This is a genomic window from Candidatus Enterococcus leclercqii, assembly GCF_009933135.1.
Lineage (GTDB): Bacteria > Bacillota > Bacilli > Lactobacillales > Enterococcaceae > Enterococcus_C > Enterococcus_C leclercqii.
In genome coordinates, this window is record NZ_MAEH01000014.1 from 595,540 (window position 1) to 611,488 (window position 15,949).

Annotated in this window: 16 protein-coding genes; 13 read left to right on the top strand and 3 right to left on the bottom strand. The window is 43.1% G+C overall.

Features of this window, described 5'->3' with window-relative positions:
- The first annotated feature begins 185 nt into the window (after positions 1-185).
- Positions 186-1,340, top strand: a complete 1,155-nt coding sequence (locus BAU14_RS09125; protein ID WP_161899774.1) for a cation diffusion facilitator family transporter — start codon at positions 186-188, stop codon at positions 1,338-1,340.
- A 63-nt stretch (positions 1,341-1,403) separates the two neighbouring features.
- Positions 1,404-2,879, top strand: a complete 1,476-nt coding sequence (gene cls / locus BAU14_RS09130) for a cardiolipin synthase (protein WP_161899775.1) — start codon at positions 1,404-1,406, stop codon at positions 2,877-2,879.
- Here cls and BAU14_RS09135 read toward each other — a convergent pair.
- Complete coding sequence (locus BAU14_RS09135; RefSeq protein WP_161899776.1) at positions 2,865-3,281, bottom strand: ribonuclease HI family protein; 417 nt, start codon at positions 3,279-3,281, stop codon at positions 2,865-2,867. The genes cls and BAU14_RS09135 overlap by 15 nt on opposite strands.
- A 95-nt stretch (positions 3,282-3,376) precedes the next feature.
- On the opposite strand from BAU14_RS09135, the gene BAU14_RS09140 reads away from it, so the two are divergent.
- Together BAU14_RS09140 and BAU14_RS09145 are read left to right on the top strand one after the other, a co-directional pair.
- Entirely contained in the window at positions 3,377-3,799 is a 423-nt protein-coding gene (locus BAU14_RS09140; RefSeq protein ID WP_161899777.1) for an EbsA family protein, read from the top strand.
- Positions 3,800-3,934: 135 nt separating this feature from the next.
- Positions 3,935-4,708, top strand: coding sequence for a MurR/RpiR family transcriptional regulator (locus BAU14_RS09145; protein WP_161899778.1), 774 nt, complete (start codon positions 3,935-3,937; stop codon positions 4,706-4,708).
- A 109-nt stretch (positions 4,709-4,817) separates the two neighbouring features.
- On the opposite strand, the gene BAU14_RS09150 is transcribed toward BAU14_RS09145, so the two are convergent.
- Together BAU14_RS09150 and BAU14_RS09155 are read right to left on the bottom strand one after the other, a co-directional pair.
- The gene (locus tag BAU14_RS09150) at positions 4,818-6,152 is read right to left on the bottom strand and encodes a PTS sugar transporter subunit IIC (protein WP_161899779.1); all 1,335 of its coding nucleotides are present in this window, start codon (positions 6,150-6,152) and stop codon (positions 4,818-4,820) included.
- Complete coding sequence (locus tag BAU14_RS09155) at positions 6,149-7,510, bottom strand: glycoside hydrolase family 1 protein (RefSeq protein WP_161899780.1); 1,362 nt, start codon at positions 7,508-7,510, stop codon at positions 6,149-6,151. The genes BAU14_RS09150 and BAU14_RS09155 overlap by 4 nt, the downstream gene beginning before the upstream one ends.
- Positions 7,511-7,819: 309 nt before the next feature.
- Here BAU14_RS09155 and BAU14_RS09160 point away from each other — a divergent pair, with 309 nt between their 5' ends.
- From BAU14_RS09160 to BAU14_RS09200, 9 genes are all read left to right on the top strand, one after another.
- Complete coding sequence (locus BAU14_RS09160) at positions 7,820-9,490, top strand: formate--tetrahydrofolate ligase (protein WP_161899781.1); 1,671 nt, start codon at positions 7,820-7,822, stop codon at positions 9,488-9,490.
- Positions 9,491-9,692: 202 nt separating this feature from the next.
- Complete coding sequence (locus BAU14_RS09165) at positions 9,693-10,019, top strand: MazG nucleotide pyrophosphohydrolase domain-containing protein (protein WP_161899782.1); 327 nt, start codon at positions 9,693-9,695, stop codon at positions 10,017-10,019.
- 314 nt (positions 10,020-10,333) lie between these two features.
- Positions 10,334-10,723: a hypothetical protein gene (locus BAU14_RS09170; RefSeq protein WP_161899783.1), complete on the top strand. Its 390-nt coding sequence runs from the start codon at positions 10,334-10,336 to the stop codon at positions 10,721-10,723.
- 44 nt (positions 10,724-10,767) lie between these two features.
- Complete coding sequence (locus BAU14_RS09175) at positions 10,768-11,460, top strand: CBS domain-containing protein (RefSeq protein WP_161899784.1); 693 nt, start codon at positions 10,768-10,770, stop codon at positions 11,458-11,460.
- Positions 11,461-11,511: 51 nt separating this feature from the next.
- On the top strand, positions 11,512-11,976 hold the full coding sequence (gene lspA, locus BAU14_RS09180) for a signal peptidase II (protein ID WP_420022086.1): 465 nt from the start codon (positions 11,512-11,514) through the stop codon (positions 11,974-11,976).
- On the top strand, positions 11,973-12,881 hold the full coding sequence (locus BAU14_RS09185; protein ID WP_161899786.1) for an RluA family pseudouridine synthase: 909 nt from the start codon (positions 11,973-11,975) through the stop codon (positions 12,879-12,881). Before lspA ends, BAU14_RS09185 begins: the two co-directional genes overlap by 4 nt.
- A 253-nt stretch (positions 12,882-13,134) precedes the next feature.
- On the top strand, positions 13,135-13,668 hold the full coding sequence (gene pyrR, locus BAU14_RS09190; RefSeq protein WP_161899787.1) for a bifunctional pyr operon transcriptional regulator/uracil phosphoribosyltransferase PyrR: 534 nt from the start codon (positions 13,135-13,137) through the stop codon (positions 13,666-13,668).
- A 12-nt stretch (positions 13,669-13,680) separates the two neighbouring features.
- Positions 13,681-14,958 carry a uracil permease gene (gene uraA, locus BAU14_RS09195; RefSeq protein ID WP_272927973.1) on the top strand — a complete coding sequence of 426 codons (1,278 nt, stop codon included), beginning with the start codon at positions 13,681-13,683 and terminating at the stop codon, positions 14,956-14,958.
- A 50-nt stretch (positions 14,959-15,008) separates the two neighbouring features.
- Positions 15,009-15,941: an aspartate carbamoyltransferase catalytic subunit gene (locus BAU14_RS09200; RefSeq protein WP_161899789.1), complete on the top strand. Its 933-nt coding sequence runs from the start codon at positions 15,009-15,011 to the stop codon at positions 15,939-15,941.
- Positions 15,942-15,949 lie beyond the last annotated feature (8 nt).

A 15,949-nucleotide genomic window follows, 5' to 3' on the forward strand; every position in this document is an offset into this window, starting at 1 on the left:
AGGTAACTGAAAACAACGAAGAGAAGGCCCAAGACTAATCACAAACTGATAAATAATCTCAGTAAATGACTGGCATCAATCTTGATAAAAAACAGCCTTTCGCGTTACAATGGTTGAAGATTATTTTCCGACACTTTTCACTAATTCCAAGGTAAACTGTCGGATTCCATGAAGGAGCGCTCTCCATGATTCGTTTTCTAATTCGAAAATTTGCAGCACAGGATACTCCGGAGAAACGCAGGACGGGTATCGGACGTTTGGCGGGTATTCTAGGATTTCTCTCCAATGCCATACTCTTTATCGGCAAATTTGCAATTGGTTTAGCTGCCGGATCAGTATCCATTATGGCCGATGCTATCAATTCCTTGACAGATACTGCAAGTTCCATACTGACATTAGTGGGCTTTCAAATTGCAGCTAAGCCGGCTGACAAAGAACATCCTTTTGGCCATGAACGTTTTGAATACATCTCTGGCTTCTTGATTAGTTTGGTGATGACTTTTGTCGGATTCCAATTCTTATTGTCCTCATTTGAAAAAATTCGCCATCCACAAAGTGTGAACCTTCACCTGATTGTCTTTTTGGTGTTGATTCTTTCCATTCTGATAAAAGTCTGGCAGAGTCGTATGTATCGGACATTAGGCAGTACGATTCAGTCATCTACTCTAAAAGCTACTGGACAAGATGCCTTAAACGATGTATTGACGACTGTCGCAGTGTTGCTTTCTGCAGTAATCGAAGGCGTGACCGGCTGGCGAGTGGATGGTTGGATTGGGTTTTTGATTGCTTGTTACATTATTTATAGCGGAATCACGATGGTCAAAAGTTTTATCGATGAACTGATGGGAAGCCGCCCTACGCAAGAAGAACTGACCGCTATGGAGAAGATGTTGAAGGGCTATCCTGATATTTTAGGCTATCACGATCTATTGGTGCACAATTATGGTCCCCAAAAGAAGTTTGCTTCTGTTCACATTGAAGTCGATGATCGATGGACATTAAATCAAGCCCACGATGTCATTAACCACATTGAAAAAGACTTTCGCAACCAATTGGATGTGGAGTTGGTGTGTCATTTGGATCCAGTGGCACTGCAAAACGACGCCTATCAGAAACAGCGGGCTCTGGTAGAAGCCATTGTGATCAATGTTGCACCCGGGTTGACAATGCACGATTTCAGGATTCTCAGCCCACAGCGCATGAGCTTTGATGTGGTGGTTCCCAAAAAATGTCCTCTGACAGATCAGGAGCTCAAAGAAACACTTCAATTCAAGATACAACAACAGCTAGGGGAGCAAAAACTCGAGATCACTTTTGATCACACCTATCTTTTGGATTAAACAGCAGCACGACGGCCACTGTAGAATAAGGCTGCCGACAGATGCAAAAAGGAGAACAACTATATGCATTTTCAAATGGATATCAGCTTGATCAATACCGTCGTTTACGGTGTGATTTTGATCAATACAATCGGTGCCATCATCACTGTATTTCGCAAACCACGGTCCATCACCAGTATCTTAGCCTGGCTGATGACGCTGGTCTTTTTACCGATTGTCGGCTTTATTTTCTACCTGTTTTGTGGACGAGGGATCGATGGAGAAACAGTCTACAAATTCGACAATGAGGACCGAAAAAAAATTGGTGAAATCAACACTCGTATCCATGAGCACAACCGCCAATACCATCGCAGTGTAAAAACATCCGGTTCTCAATTGCTGGAGCGCTACCTGCGAAATGTGGAAGAGTCGCCTTTATCAAAGGGAAACGATATTCAGCTGTACACAGACGGTCACGAAAAATTTGCTGCCTTGTTTGCGGATATCCGTAAAGCCACAGACAATGTGCATGTGGAATATTATGCCTTTTTTCCAGACAAAATTGGCACGGCCTTTCGAGATATTTTAGTGGAAAAAGCCAAAGAAGGGGTCGAGGTACGTGTCATCTATGATCCCTGGGGCGCACGGGGATCTGATCGAAAGTTTTTCCAACCAATCGTTGATGCTGGTGGTCGTGTGACCCGCTTTATTACCTCACGAGATTTGATTCGGAAGACGAGATTGAACTATCACCTTCATCGAAAAATTGTTGTGATTGACGGTCAAATCGGTTGGACTGGGGGCTTCAATGTAGGGGATCAATATTTAGGGGAATACAAACGCTTCGGCTATTGGCGAGATACCCATGCCAGAATCTCTGGTACCGCGGTTTTTACATTGCAAGAAATCTTCATCAAAGACTGGAATGCTTCGGTCTCTGGCAAAACCAATCAGCTAGCCTATGAGGATCGCTATTTTATCGAACCTGCAGGAGACATTGGCAATGTGGCGATGCAAATCGTCTCAGACGGCCCAGAAAATGGAGTCGACATCTTAAAAAGTGCTTTTGTAAAAATGCTCTTAGCTGCCGAAGAAAAGGTTTGGATTCAAACCCCCTACTTAATTCCAGACGATACTATGACAAATGCCATTCTTATTGCCCAACAATCCGGTGTTGATGTTCGGATAATGGTTCCTTCTATGCCAGACCATCCTTTCATTTACCGTGCTACACAATATTATTGCAATTTTTTCAAAAAAAATGGGGTTAAAATTTACCACTACCAAAAAGACGGCAAGGGCTTTTTGCATTCCAAAACTATCGTGATGGATGATACTATCTGTTCGGTGGGCTCGACTAACCAGGATATCCGCAGCTATTCACTGAATTTTGAAGTCAGCGCCTTTATCTATGATCAGCCGACAACGCTGGAAATGCAGCGAATCTTTTTAAAAGATATGGAAGATTGTTTTGAATTGACAGATGAAATGATCGAAAATCAGAGCTATTGGTTACGCTTCAAGCAAAATTTTTCTCGTTTGCTGTCACCAATTCTGTAATTTAAGGGCCTTTTTCAAGCCTTGACGGGCTAAATTGTCGGCGCCTTTATTGTTTGCTTCTGGAAGCCACTGCAAAATCAAAAGCTCAAATGCAACCAGTTTTTGTTGAATTAACTCTAAATAGGGAAGAAAATCAGTGTTTGCAGTATGGTTTTTATCAACCGTACTCACGAGTACCTTGCTGTCGGAATAAACCATAATCGTCTCATGTTGACTTTTTTCTTGGAGCAAGAGATCAAGCAAATTGACAAAAACAGCAAATTCCGCTTGGTGATTTGATAGTTTTCCGGGAAGAGCGAAGGCAAGTTGACGTTGGCGACCAGTATTATCAATCAGGAGGATGCCACCTCCAGCACTTCCGGGATTGCCTTTGACAGAGGCATCAATATACGCTTTAATCATGAAATAATTTCCTTTCTGAGAGGGACTGTGATAGAATTTTTACTAGTGTTGGCAGGGTATGTTGTACCTGTAAACAAGGGTGGAAGGGATGAACCATGAAAGAAAAACGTTACCACTGGCAACCTGAACTGGCTGCTTCGATCATCTATTGGTCGGTGACTATGATCATTTTGTTTTACAGCCTGACATTATCATTGGAAAATACCGGTCCTTATTGGAAAAGTAATTTAGTGATGGGATTTTTTCTTTTTTTAGCTGTGATTGGCTGTCGGCGAGTCATGTATTTTGCCGAAGATCGGTTGATTGTTCACTATGCTCGCCCTTGGAAGACAAAAGCCTTTCTTTTTTCAGATATTACGCAATTAACGCTTAATCCAAATGGTATCTCATTTCACTATGAGGGAAAAGAAGAATCATTTATTTTTCGAAAAAAGACACTCGCTCGATTAAAGCTTGAACTGTACAGCCGTTTTCCCGAAGAAACAATCACCATTATTGATGAAATTGAGCTTAGGTAAAATGCATTATCGTAATTTTTGCAATTCACTGATTTGCCTCGTCTGTTAATGTCACAGGTTAAATGCACCCGTAACATATCTTTTCATAAAAGAGACAGGCCTGGTTTTCCATCAACTGCAGGCAAGGAGAAAAAAATGCCGTTTTTTGATAATCAGGACACTAAAAACTTTTCCAGTACTGATCTGGTCATTTACAACTATATCTTAAATCATTACCAAGACATTCCGCAAATGCGTGTGCGGGAAATTGCCCATGAAGCACATGCCTCAGCAACGTCTGTCATGCGCTTTGTCCGTAAGATGGGCTTTGACAGCTTCCCGGAATTTCAATCAGCATTACGAGTCAAAATTGAAGAAGGCGAGCGACGAGAAGCCGATGATTTCTGGAAAAGAGCTGCTCAGTCTGTTGAAAAAAGAACTTACGCCGCCGATTTGGATGAAAACATCCATATTTTGGCTGAAAAAGTACTGGCCAGCGACAATATCGTACTAATCGGAATCGGTATTTCGGGTATCCTGTGTGAATACGGTGCTCGCCGGTTAGCAACCCTGGGCTTTAACAGCTTCTCAGTTACTGATCCTTATTATCCGTTGCGACCAAGGCTGATCAACACGACAGACAATCTGATCATCACCATCTCTAATTCTGGTGAGACCCCGGACGTAGTAGACATGGTAGCCTATTATCAGCCTTTGTTAGATTTTGAGCGTGTCTGCATCACCGGAAATGGCAATAGTACATTGGCTCGAATCAGCAACATAGTTTTAACCCATCAAGCACCTGAACCACGGAAATATGGTCTTTTTGATAATAGCAGTCAAATCCCTACAATGTTGATCTTGGAAAAATTATTGGAGGAAATCAGTAATCATCCCGATCTTTTTAAGTATCAATCAATTGATCGTTAAAAAAGACAAAATAAACAAGAGCTTCTCTTTTCGGTACGCAGATGACTGAAAAGAGAAGCTCTTGTTTTATTTAATTTATTGCCGATATCTCACAAAATGGCAGGCAGATTTATTCAGGGCTAGCTTGCTTTTCGGCTGCTAGTTCGCGACTATCTGCGACTTTGAAAAATGGATACCACAGTCCGATGATTACCACCATGATAATCACGGCAATTAAGAGGAACTTCCAGCCGCCAATCAAGAAAGCAAAAATCGGTGTCGGAGTCGTCCAAGGCATCTGAACCGCGGCATTGTAAGAATCCACTTTCAATAGTGTTGCCAAAAGATAGGCCAGGCCACCTTGAATTGCTGGACCGAATACCATTGGGAAAAAGTACAAAGGATTGAGCATGATTGGTGTTCCGAATACTAGTGGTTCGTTGATATTGAACAATGATGGAGCTAATGCCAAACGGAATAACTGTTTGTAGCGTGCCGATCGAGCTCGCCACATAGAAAAGATCAGTCCATAAGTGCCACCTTGTCCGCCAAATGCATTGGAAGTGAAGGCATATACAACAGCCATCATTAAGTAAGGAACCGGTTTTCCACTGAGATAGGCGTTGACGTTTTCGTTAAAGTTTGCCAGCAGTAATGGTGTGACGACACTGTAAACGACAGTCGGATGAATCCCGAAAAACCAGAACAAGTTGGCCAATGTATAGATGATGATGATTGAAACTGGTGAAGCCGTTAATGATTGCAAAGGGGCTTGCAGTAATCCATAGACCAAACTGAAGACATCGTTAAATGGTGTGTAACTCATAAGAATACGAATGATTAAAAAGAGACCGAAGATGATGCCGGCAATAAAAGTAGGTGCCAAAGATTCACTGACATTTGGTGGCACAGAGGCAGGCATTTTGATAACCAAGTTACGTTTTTTCAAAAAGTGATACAAAGAGGCCGTGATAAAGCCGACAAAAATCGCAACAATCAGCCCTGGACCACCAGTTTGGGCCGTTTGGAAAGATTCGACATAGTTTATTCCAGTCACGGTTGCTGCGCCAGGGAACTCAGCAACTGCTGTTTCCAATTGAGGAACGGAAATAATTTGAGGAGCTAAAAGTAAAAACGATGCAGCCGATAACAAACCGGGAGATAAAGGAGCATCTCCGACTTTTTCAGCATAGCAATAGGCGATGTTGAAGGCGATGTAGATTGCCAAAGCATTCAAAGTAGCACCAACAACCGCATTAAAATGGACATTTAGACCCACAGAAGCTAACCAATTGGTCCAAGCTGGGATCGGAAAATTACCAATCAGCATGATAAAGGCAGCACCTAATGTAATAGGGGTCGTTCGGATAAACGCATTAGTCAAAGTGGAAAAAAAGATACTTTGGTTCATCTTATTAGCAATCGGTCCCAGAATATTGTTCAGTATTTTTTCAAAATTTTTCACAATTGGACGCCTCCATTTTTTATTACTTGTTGATACCAGTAAAAGCTGTCTTTTTTGTAACGTTTTAAATCCAGTAGCAGTTCATCAGTGCGATGAACATAGATAAATCCATATCGTTTGGCGATTCCCTCGTGAGTACTAATGAGATCAAGTGCGCTCCAAGGACAATAACCGAACACATCAGCGCCTTCTTTTATTGCTATTTGAAGAACTTCAATATGGGCTGCTAAATAGTCAATTCGATACTGATCGTGGATCTGACCATCAATCAGCTCATCTTTACTCCCGAGACCGTTTTCAGTAACAATCAAAGGAAGGTGGTAGCGACTATAGAGTTCATTAATCGTTGTAGCAAACCCCAGTGGATCGACTTCCCAGCCAAACTCAGTGATGGCTAGGTGAGGATTAGGAGTGCTTTTAAAAAATCCAGGCAGGCCAAACCCTGTCTGCTGGTCCCCCTCTAAGATTTCCTGGCCGTCATAAGCAGAGACAGTATTCGTATTGTAGTAATTAAAAGCAATGAAGTCTGGCTTACCGCCTTGTAAGATCTCTTCATCACCTGGTGCAAATTCAGGGACGGCATCAAGGCTTTCTAAAATATGCCAGGCCTGATGATTGTAGTGTCCAAAGACCGGAACGTCCAGAAAGAGCCAGTTGCGCAAAGCATTAAACTGCTGTGCAGCCCGTATATCTAAAGGATCTGAGGAAGCTGGGTTGACGTAAGCAATGTTAGGTGCCGGGCCGATTTTTCCTGGATAGTGTTGATCATGGTAATGTTTCATGACCAATGCTTGTGCAATTAACATGTGATGATTTTCTTGATAATTGGCTTTCAGGCTCTTTTTTCCAGAGAGAACTGCTGAGCTTGCTAAAACCATCATGTTCTGTTCATTGATTGTCAGCCAATAGTTTACGCGAGTACCGAAATGTTCAAACAAAATATCGCAATAGCGGACAAAGGCGTTAACAGTTGCTCTATTTTGCCAGCCACCTTCCTTTTCTAACTTCGCTGGGAGGTCAAAATGATAAACCGTCACAATCGGCTCGATGCCATTGGCAATCAACAGATCAATCAAGCGATCGTAAAAAGCGAGTCCCAACTGATTTACTTCACCGTCACCCGTCGGAATGATCCTTGACCAAGAAATCGAGAAGCGATAGGCAGTCAATCCCAGTTCTTTAAACAATGCGACGTCTTCTTCAAAACGATGGTAGTGGTCTGCTGCAACTTTGAAATCACTGGTTCCAGCGGGAATTGTTTTGATATCTTGAACAGAGAGTCCTTTCCCATCCTCGTTCCATGCCCCTTCTGCTTGGTAGGCACTTGTCGAAGCTCCCCATAGAAAATCATGTTCCATAAGAATTCCCCTTTACATTTTTTTGTAACAGTAGTTGTTGACGAACTTACTTTAACGGATAGAGCCAGCAAAAGAAAGCGTTTGCTAGAGGTCTGGTACGGTGGAACAGAAGTGGTTTCTCGTTTCTGGTTTGGTACAAGTTATACCATAGAAGAAAGAAAGCGAACGATTAAAAGCTTTGTGAAAAAAAAGAGGGAAAAGCGGTGGTTTTTTATTTCTCTTCGTTATAAGATAGATATAACTTAACAAAAGAACTAAGATAGCAAATATTGTTCGGGAAAAAGATGGAAAACTAAAGGAGTAGGGAAGATGACGACAGACATAGAGATTGCACAACAAGCGCAAATTCGACCAATTACCGAAATAGCAGCCAAAGTCGGGCTATCTCCGGATGATTTGGAATTATACGGCAATTATAAAGCAAAAATTGATATGGCCAAGATCCGTGAATTGGCAGCAGTACCGGAAGGAAAACTAATTCTGGTGACTTCCATCAATCCAACCCCTGCCGGAGAAGGAAAATCCACAATTACAATCGGGTTGGCGGACGCCTTGAACAAGATTGGTAAAAAGACTGTGATTGCGCTGCGAGAACCTTCTTTAGGGCCGGTAATGGGAATCAAAGGGGGCGCAACTGGTGGCGGCTATGCACAAGTTCTACCCATGGAAGATATCAACCTGCATTTTACCGGTGACATGCATGCCATCACTACCGCTAACAACGCCTTGTCTGCTTTATTGGACAACCATATCCAACAAGGAAACGAACTGAAGATTGATCCTCGTCGTATCATTTGGAAACGAGTAGTGGACTTGAACGATCGGGCGTTACGAAATGTTATCGTCGGACTGGGTGGCCCAATTCAAGGGGTGCCAAGAGAAGATGGCTTTGATATCACTGTTGCCAGCGAGATCATGGCAATTTTGTGCTTAGCAACGGATATTGAAAATTTGAAAGAACGCTTGGGCAATATCGTTATTGCCTACACTTATCAACGTGAACCAGTTTACGTTCGCGACCTCAAAATTGAAGGCGCATTGGCTTTGTTGTTAAAAGATGCAATCAAACCTAATCTTGTACAAACAATTGAAGGAACCCCGGCATTTGTTCACGGGGGGCCATTTGCCAATATCGCTCATGGATGTAACTCTATTATGGCTTCCAAATTAGCACTGAAACTAGGAGATTATGCCGTGACAGAGGCCGGTTTTGGCGCTGATCTGGGGGCCGAGAAATTTTTGGATATCAAAGTACCTCATTTGGGAAAAGCGCCGGATGCAGTCGTGATTGTTGCAACCATCCGTGCCTTAAAAATGCACGGTGGCGTGGAAAAAGACCGTTTGGCTGAAGAAAATGTTCCTGCTGTTGCTAAAGGCTTTGCCAATTTGAAGCGACATATCGAAAATATGCAAAGCTACGGGTTACCGGTAGTTGTGGCAATCAATGAATTTATTACAGATACAGAAGCTGAATTTTCTCAACTGGAAGAACTTTGCGGGCAGGTTGGTGTCACGGTGAAGCGTGCTCAAGTTTGGGCCAAAGGAGGCGCAGGTGGGCAAGAGTTAGCTGAAGCAGTCGTGGCCGCAATTGAAGACGATAGTGCTGCTTATCACCGTTTATATGACGACTCCCTCAGTATTGCTGAAAAGGTTACAGCCATCGTGGAAAAAATCTATCACGGTCAAAATGTCATTTTTGAAAAGAAGGCAGCGACACAACTGAAAACATTTGCAAAAGAGGGCTGGGACAAACTTCCAATCTGTATGGCGAAAACGCAGTATTCTTTTTCTGACGATCCGACTAAGCTGGGAGCTCCGGAAGATTTTACCGTGTCCATTCGTGAATTTGTACCAAAACTCGGCGCTGGCTTTTTAGTGGCTTTGACAGGAGATGTCATGACGATGCCAGGATTACCGAAAAAACCAGCTGCGTTGAACATGGATGTGGACGAAAATGGCAATGCAGTCGGTCTATTCTGATTTTTAAACGAAAATACTTTGATTGACAAAGTCTTATTATTTTCCAATTGAGGCCTGAAATCTCCCAACAAGAAATAGTAGTAAAAAAGCGAGCAACTAGCTGAAAGTCAAGTTAGTTGTTCGCTTATTCGTTTCATTTTTTAAGGTTCATTCTCCGCTGCATGGTACAATGTAAACTAAGAAATCGTAAAAGAGGGGTAGTATGCACAAACTAACTGTCGCACAACTGCAAAAATACTTAGAACTGAAATACAAAGATACCGGCATCACAGAAAGTCTCTTCATGAAACTAGTTGAAGAGATTGGGGAAGTAGCGGAAGTTCTTAACCAAATCCAAGGCCGAAAAAAGAAAACAACTGACAACTCCCTGGCAAATGAATTGGCTGACGTCATTCATTACACTTTTGCAATTGCAGCTCTCAATGGCATTGACTTGGAACAAGCGATTATTGAAAAAGACAAAGTAGGCTCCCTCAAATACAATCAAACCCCCAACCTTTTTGAATTTGTCCAAAATAACGAGGAATAATGTCAGTTAAAAGGAGCGGGGTCTGCATTTGTTCAAACGGGAGTCACTTTGCTGAAGAAATGATTACTACATGATCACCGTTTTTTTGAATGTAGGCCATTTTTTGGAACAGATTGTCCAGGATACAATTTCTTCTAGAAAATGGCAGCTATTTCTACCCATGATCAAGCAGACTGTTTCAATAATTCTGGTTATCCTAGATTAGAAGAAAAGCGACTTGTATTTTATCGAGCCTTCGGGGATAATAAGAAAGGTTCCCAACTGCGTGAGACTGCAATCAATAATAATGAAGGAAAAGAAACGAGGTGGTGCAGATGGGATTGAAACTTTCTCGAAAAACCGGATTTTACGGCATGGGCAGTGGTTTTCGTGTGACAATTAACGGCAGGCCCCAAGGCAGCATTGGTAATGAGGAAACAAAAGTGTATGAACTGCCGGAAGATCAAGCTACCGGCACGGTACAAATCAGTTTTTCGCTATTAAAGAGTAAGCCCTACTATTATGATTTGAGAAAAAGGCCACAACTACATCTTGAAGTGACAATGAATCCTTCTGTTGTATTGGTTTATCTCTTTTTATTTGTCCTTTTACTGGTTGCCACTCAAAACTTGCTCTTACTAGCCGGGGGATTAGTGGCCTTTGTCATTTTTCTGACGGTTATGCTGAGGCAGGCTTTTTTGATTAAAGAAGCTTCTGAGAATTAAAGCAACTTACAGATTCAAGGTAAATCATTAATGGAGGGATCGCTATGGGAGAACGCGCAGAACAATTTCTATCAAGTTTTAATCGAATCGAAAAATGGTTGCGAGATGAACTAGGCAATCCGCGAAATATAGGCTTTAGTGAGATGGTCAGACGATTGGATAAACAGCGTAACCCGGCGATCACAGAAGCAGCCGATGATTTACTGCAAATGGCGCAACTGCGTAATGCAATTGTACACGAACAGGTAGGTGAGAATTTCGTTATCGCTGAGCCCAACGAATGGGCAGTCAAGCGCATGGCTGAAATCGAAGGCCAACTGTTAAAGCCAGAAAAAGTTTTGCCTCGGTTTGGCAAGCGGGTCACTGGGTTTGAGATCACGCTGTCTATTACTGAGATATTGCGGACGATTGCAGAAAAACGCTATTCTCAATTCCCCCTTTATCAGCAAGGGCACTTTAAAGGCCTCATTACGTTACGAGCGTTAGGTTATTGGTTTGCTAAAGAAAGTCTAAAAGGCGATGTTCGTTTACAAGGTCGGACTGCGGATGAACTGATTATATCCGACGGAAAAATCACCAATTACCGCTTTGTAAACAGTGAGATGCCGGTAGCAGAGGTTAAGGCTCTTTTTGAAAAAGAACCGATGCTGGAAGCGATTCTAATCACAAAAAATGGCGATCCCGACGGCAATTTACTAGGAATTATCCGACCGCGGGATCTGTACCAAGATAATTGACGATGCGCGGCGGTTTAAGATTTAAGTCCATCGCTTAAAGGAGAAATGAACGTGTTTATACTATCGATATTGATTGCACTGGCTATGGTTGTCATTGACCAGCTGGTAAAATGGTGGGTTGCTGGCCATTTGGCGTTGGGGGAAACGATGACCTTTATTCCTAAGGTCTTATCCTTGACCCATTACCAAAACAACGGTGCGGCTTGGAGTATTTTAGAAGGACAGATGTGGTTTTTTGCTATTGTAACCTTTATTGCGGTACCCGTCTGTTTATGGCTTTTATGGAAAAATCGTAGGGGCAGCAAATTTTATTCTCTTGGTTTAGGTTTGATTATTGCTGGCGCCTTAGGAAACTTTATCGATCGGGTGCGTCTGGGCTATGTCGTGGATATGTTCCGAACTGAATTTATCAATTTTCCGATCTTTAATGTCGCAGATATGTGTTTAACTGTCGGGGTCGCGATAGTCTTTATCTATGCGATCTTCGAAGAGCGTTTTGAAAGGAAGACTAAATGAACGAACAAATTGAAATCAAAGCTGCTGAGGATTTAGGGCGAATCGATAAACTATTAGGGAGTCGTCTGGCGGCTTACAGTCGCTCACAGGTACAAAGCTGGCTAAAAGAAAATTTAGTCATGGTCAATGGTACTCCAGTGAAAGCCAATTACAAAGTCAAAAAAGCCGACCTGATTACGATTACAGTTCCAGAACCCCAAGAACTTAAGCTAGAAGCTGAGGATCTCCCACTGGAAATCGTTTATCAAGATGAAGACGTTGCTGTTGTAAATAAGCCGCAGGGAATGGTGGTTCATCCTTCAGCTGGTCACCCAAACGGCACTTTGGTAAATGCGTTATTGTTCCACTTGAAAGATCTATCTACCATTAACGATGTCATCCGTCCGGGAATCGTGCACCGCATTGACAAAGATACCTCGGGCCTGTTGATGATTGCTAAAAATGATGCCGCCCATGAAGCACTGGCTAAACAGCTGAAAGACAAAACTTCATTGCGACGCTACATCGCGTTGGTTCATGGCAATATTCCCCATGATAAAGGGGTCATCGAAGCGCCTATTGGCCGTTCAAAAGTTGATCGTAAAACACAGGCAGTGGTAGAAGAGGGAAAACCCGCCGTCACTCACTTTGAAGTATTGGAACGCTTTGGTGACTATACCTTAATCAAGTTGCAACTGGAGACGGGACGCACCCATCAGATTCGCGTGCATATGCAATACATCGGTTACCCAGTTGCTGGCGATCCGGTCTATGGTCCAAAGAAAACCTTGCAAGGCCACGGACAGTTTCTCCACGCCCAGCTATTGGGATTTACGCATCCCCGTACCGGTGAAAATATGGTCTTTGAAGCACCGTTACCGGAAATTTTCGAGAAAACATTAACCGATTTGAGAAAAAAAGATTGATTTTTTAGCAGTGAACGTGTACAGTAGGCATAGTGAAAACAACATACGAGAACCTTTAATTTAGTCCTGTGAGGCTGAGAAGGATTGGGTGAGCGATGCTTGGTGCGCCAAGAGAGTTCGCAACCTGAAGACAACATGTATCCGTAAAGTAGGATGCAGGTATAACTAAGTCTGAAAACAAACCTCTTGTCCAACTGGGCAAGAGGTTTTTTATATGGTCAAAAAAAAACAAATAATTTTCGGAGGGGACAACATGTCACAAAAAGAAGTCGTAGATGCAGTAACTATGAAACGGGCATTGACCCGTATCGCCTACGAGATCATCGAGCGCAATCGCGGGCTGGAAGATCTTGTGTTGGTAGGGATCAAAACCAGAGGAATTTATATCGCACAGCGAATTGCAGACCGCTTGGAGCAGCTGGAAGATATTAAAGTACCAGTGGGAGAGTTAGACATCACATTGTATCGCGACGATGTTAAAGGCAAAGAACTGGAAGACCCGGAAGTGCACTCATCAACAATTCCAGTGGCTTTGGAAGGAAAAGAAGTGATTGTTGTCGATGACGTTTTATATACCGGTCGCACGATTCGAGCAGCCTTAGATGCAATCATGGATTTTGGACGCCCCAATAAGATCCAGTTGGCGGTTTTAGTAGACCGAGGCCATCGAGAATTACCCATTCGAGCGGACTACGTGGGGAAAAATATTCCCACCGCGCAATCAGAAGCAATCATTGTAGAAATGGAAGAAACTGACGACCAAGACCGGATCTTGATCGAAAAATAGGAGATGGAACCTGTGGCACAAGAATTTCACAACGAAGATGTCGTATTAGATATCCATGACAAACCAAAACCGCTGCCTTGGCTGGGCTTGTCGATCCAGCACTTATTTACCATGTTCGGTGCTACCGTACTGGTACCAATCTTAGTTGGGATTGATCCCGGGATCGCTTTAGTAAGTTCTGGGCTAGGAACAATTGTCTATCTCTTTGTTACAAAAGGAAAAATTCCAGCTTATCTGGGATCCAGCTTTGCCTTTATCGCTGCAATGAAGTTGTTGATGTCAACTGACGGTTATCCAGCAATCGCACAAGGGGCAATCACTACAGGATTGGTTTACTTGATTGTAGCCTTCGTGGTAAAGAAGATTGGTGCTGCTTGGATGGACAAAATTTTGCCACCAATCGTTGTCGGTCCGGTAATTATGGTTATCGGCCTGGGGTTGGCTGCCAATGCCGCTAACAATGCCATGTTCAATGATGGCAAGTATGACTATAAATTTTTGATAGTCGCTCTGGTCACGATGGGAATCACAATTTTTTTCAATATGTTTTTAAAAGGATTTCTGGGATTAATTCCGATCTTGCTTGGAATTATCAGTGGTTATCTCTTCGCATTGATCATGGGGATTGTGGACACTGAGCCGATTAGGCAAGCCGCTTGGTTCGCATTACCGAACTTCGAGATTCCTTTTGTCAACTATCAGCCGAAGTTTTACTTGAGTGCGATTATTACCATGGCACCTATTGCCTTTGTCACTATGACCGAACACATCGGCCACCTGATGGTTTTAAACAAGCTCACTAAGCGAAACTTCTTTCAAGATCCAGGTTTGAATCGAACCTTGATGGGGGATGGGTTAGCACAGATTGTCGCTGGTCTGGTAGGCGGACCTCCTGTGACTAGTTACGGTGAGAACATCGGCGTGCTGGCTATTACGCGAGTCCACAGTGTCTTTGTAATTGCCGGGGCCGCAGTTCTCGCAGTGGTCTTAGGCTTTGTAGGCAAACTTAGCGCACTTATTCTAAGTATCCCTAATCCAGTGATTTCTGGTATCAGCTTCATCCTGTTCGGCGTAATCGCCGCCAGCGGACTGAAAATTTTGATTGAAAATAAAATCAATTTTGACAAAAAGAAAAATTTGATCATCGCTTCTGTAATCTTGGTGATCGGGATTGGCGGCTTGTATGTAGAAGCCGGCACCTTCACATTATCTGCAATGGCTTTGGCAACTGTCTTAGGTATCATCTTGAACTTAATTTTGCCGGAAACATCCCGCAGCGAAGAAGCTTAAAATAATTAATCGATGAAAAATCATTTCCACATTCGACAGGGGGAACCACAATGATCATCCAATCCGAACGTATCAGTTTGAAACATCTGCTAAGTATCGAGGCTCTGACAGATCAAGAAGTCATGGGCCTGATCAGACGCGGCCGTGAGTTCAAACGAGGAGCTAAATGGACACCGGAAAAAGATCAGTATTTTGCGACCAATCTCTTTTTTGAAAACAGTACACGAACTCATAAAAGTTTTGATGTTGCTGAGAAAAAACTGGGTATCGAAGTGATTGAATTTGACGCCGGACATAGTTCCGTTCAAAAAGGGGAAACGCTCTATGATACAGTACTGACCATGTCAGCTTTGGGTGTGGATGTGGCAGTAATCCGCCACGGAGATGAAGCCTACTATGATGAATTAATCGAATCAAAAACCATCCAGTGTGCCATCGTCAATGGCGGGGATGGCAGTGGCCAACATCCTTCCCAATGCTTGTTAGACCTCATGACCATCCACGAAGAGTTCGGCAGCTTTGAAGGATTAAAAGTCGCGATTGTCGGGGATATCACCCATTCGCGAGTGGCAAAATCCAATATGCAAATGCTGAAACGATTGGGAGCTGAGGTCTTCTTCTCGGGCCCGGCGGAATGGTATGACGAAAGTTTTGAGGTTTACGGTCACTACCTGCCATTGGATGAGCTAGTGGAAACAGTTGATGTCATGATGATGTTACGGGTCCAGCACGAGCGTCATGCTGACGGGGAGGATACCGGCTTTACCAAAGAAGGCTACCATCAACAATACGGCCTGACCGTCGAACGGGCAGCAAAAATGAAAAAAGGCGCAATTATCATGCACCCAGCCCCAGTGAATCGGGATGTCGAATTGGCTGATTCACTGGTAGAAGGCTTGCAGTCGCGAATCGTCCAACAGATGACTAACGGTGTCTACGTGCGGATGGCAATTTTAGAAGCGATACTTGCGGGTCGGGCGTAAGATAAAAA

Coding starts and splice junctions, on each gene's coding strand:
- BAU14_RS09125 (WP_161899774.1), top strand. CDS start 186: ATGATTCGTTTTCTAATTCGAAAATTTGCAGCACAGGATACTCCGGAG.
- cls (WP_161899775.1), top strand. CDS start 1,404: ATGCATTTTCAAATGGATATCAGCTTGATCAATACCGTCGTTTACGGT.
- BAU14_RS09135 (WP_161899776.1), bottom strand. CDS start 3,281: ATGATTAAAGCGTATATTGATGCCTCTGTCAAAGGCAATCCCGGAAGT.
- BAU14_RS09140 (WP_161899777.1), top strand. CDS start 3,377: ATGAAAGAAAAACGTTACCACTGGCAACCTGAACTGGCTGCTTCGATC.
- BAU14_RS09145 (WP_161899778.1), top strand. CDS start 3,935: ATGCCGTTTTTTGATAATCAGGACACTAAAAACTTTTCCAGTACTGAT.
- BAU14_RS09155 (WP_161899780.1), bottom strand. CDS start 7,510: ATGGAACATGATTTTCTATGGGGAGCTTCGACAAGTGCCTACCAAGCA.
- BAU14_RS09160 (WP_161899781.1), top strand. CDS start 7,820: ATGACGACAGACATAGAGATTGCACAACAAGCGCAAATTCGACCAATT.
- BAU14_RS09165 (WP_161899782.1), top strand. CDS start 9,693: ATGCACAAACTAACTGTCGCACAACTGCAAAAATACTTAGAACTGAAA.
- BAU14_RS09170 (WP_161899783.1), top strand. CDS start 10,334: ATGGGATTGAAACTTTCTCGAAAAACCGGATTTTACGGCATGGGCAGT.
- BAU14_RS09175 (WP_161899784.1), top strand. CDS start 10,768: ATGGGAGAACGCGCAGAACAATTTCTATCAAGTTTTAATCGAATCGAA.
- BAU14_RS09185 (WP_161899786.1), top strand. CDS start 11,973: ATGAACGAACAAATTGAAATCAAAGCTGCTGAGGATTTAGGGCGAATC.
- pyrR (WP_161899787.1), top strand. CDS start 13,135: ATGTCACAAAAAGAAGTCGTAGATGCAGTAACTATGAAACGGGCATTG.
- BAU14_RS09200 (WP_161899789.1), top strand. CDS start 15,009: ATGATCATCCAATCCGAACGTATCAGTTTGAAACATCTGCTAAGTATC.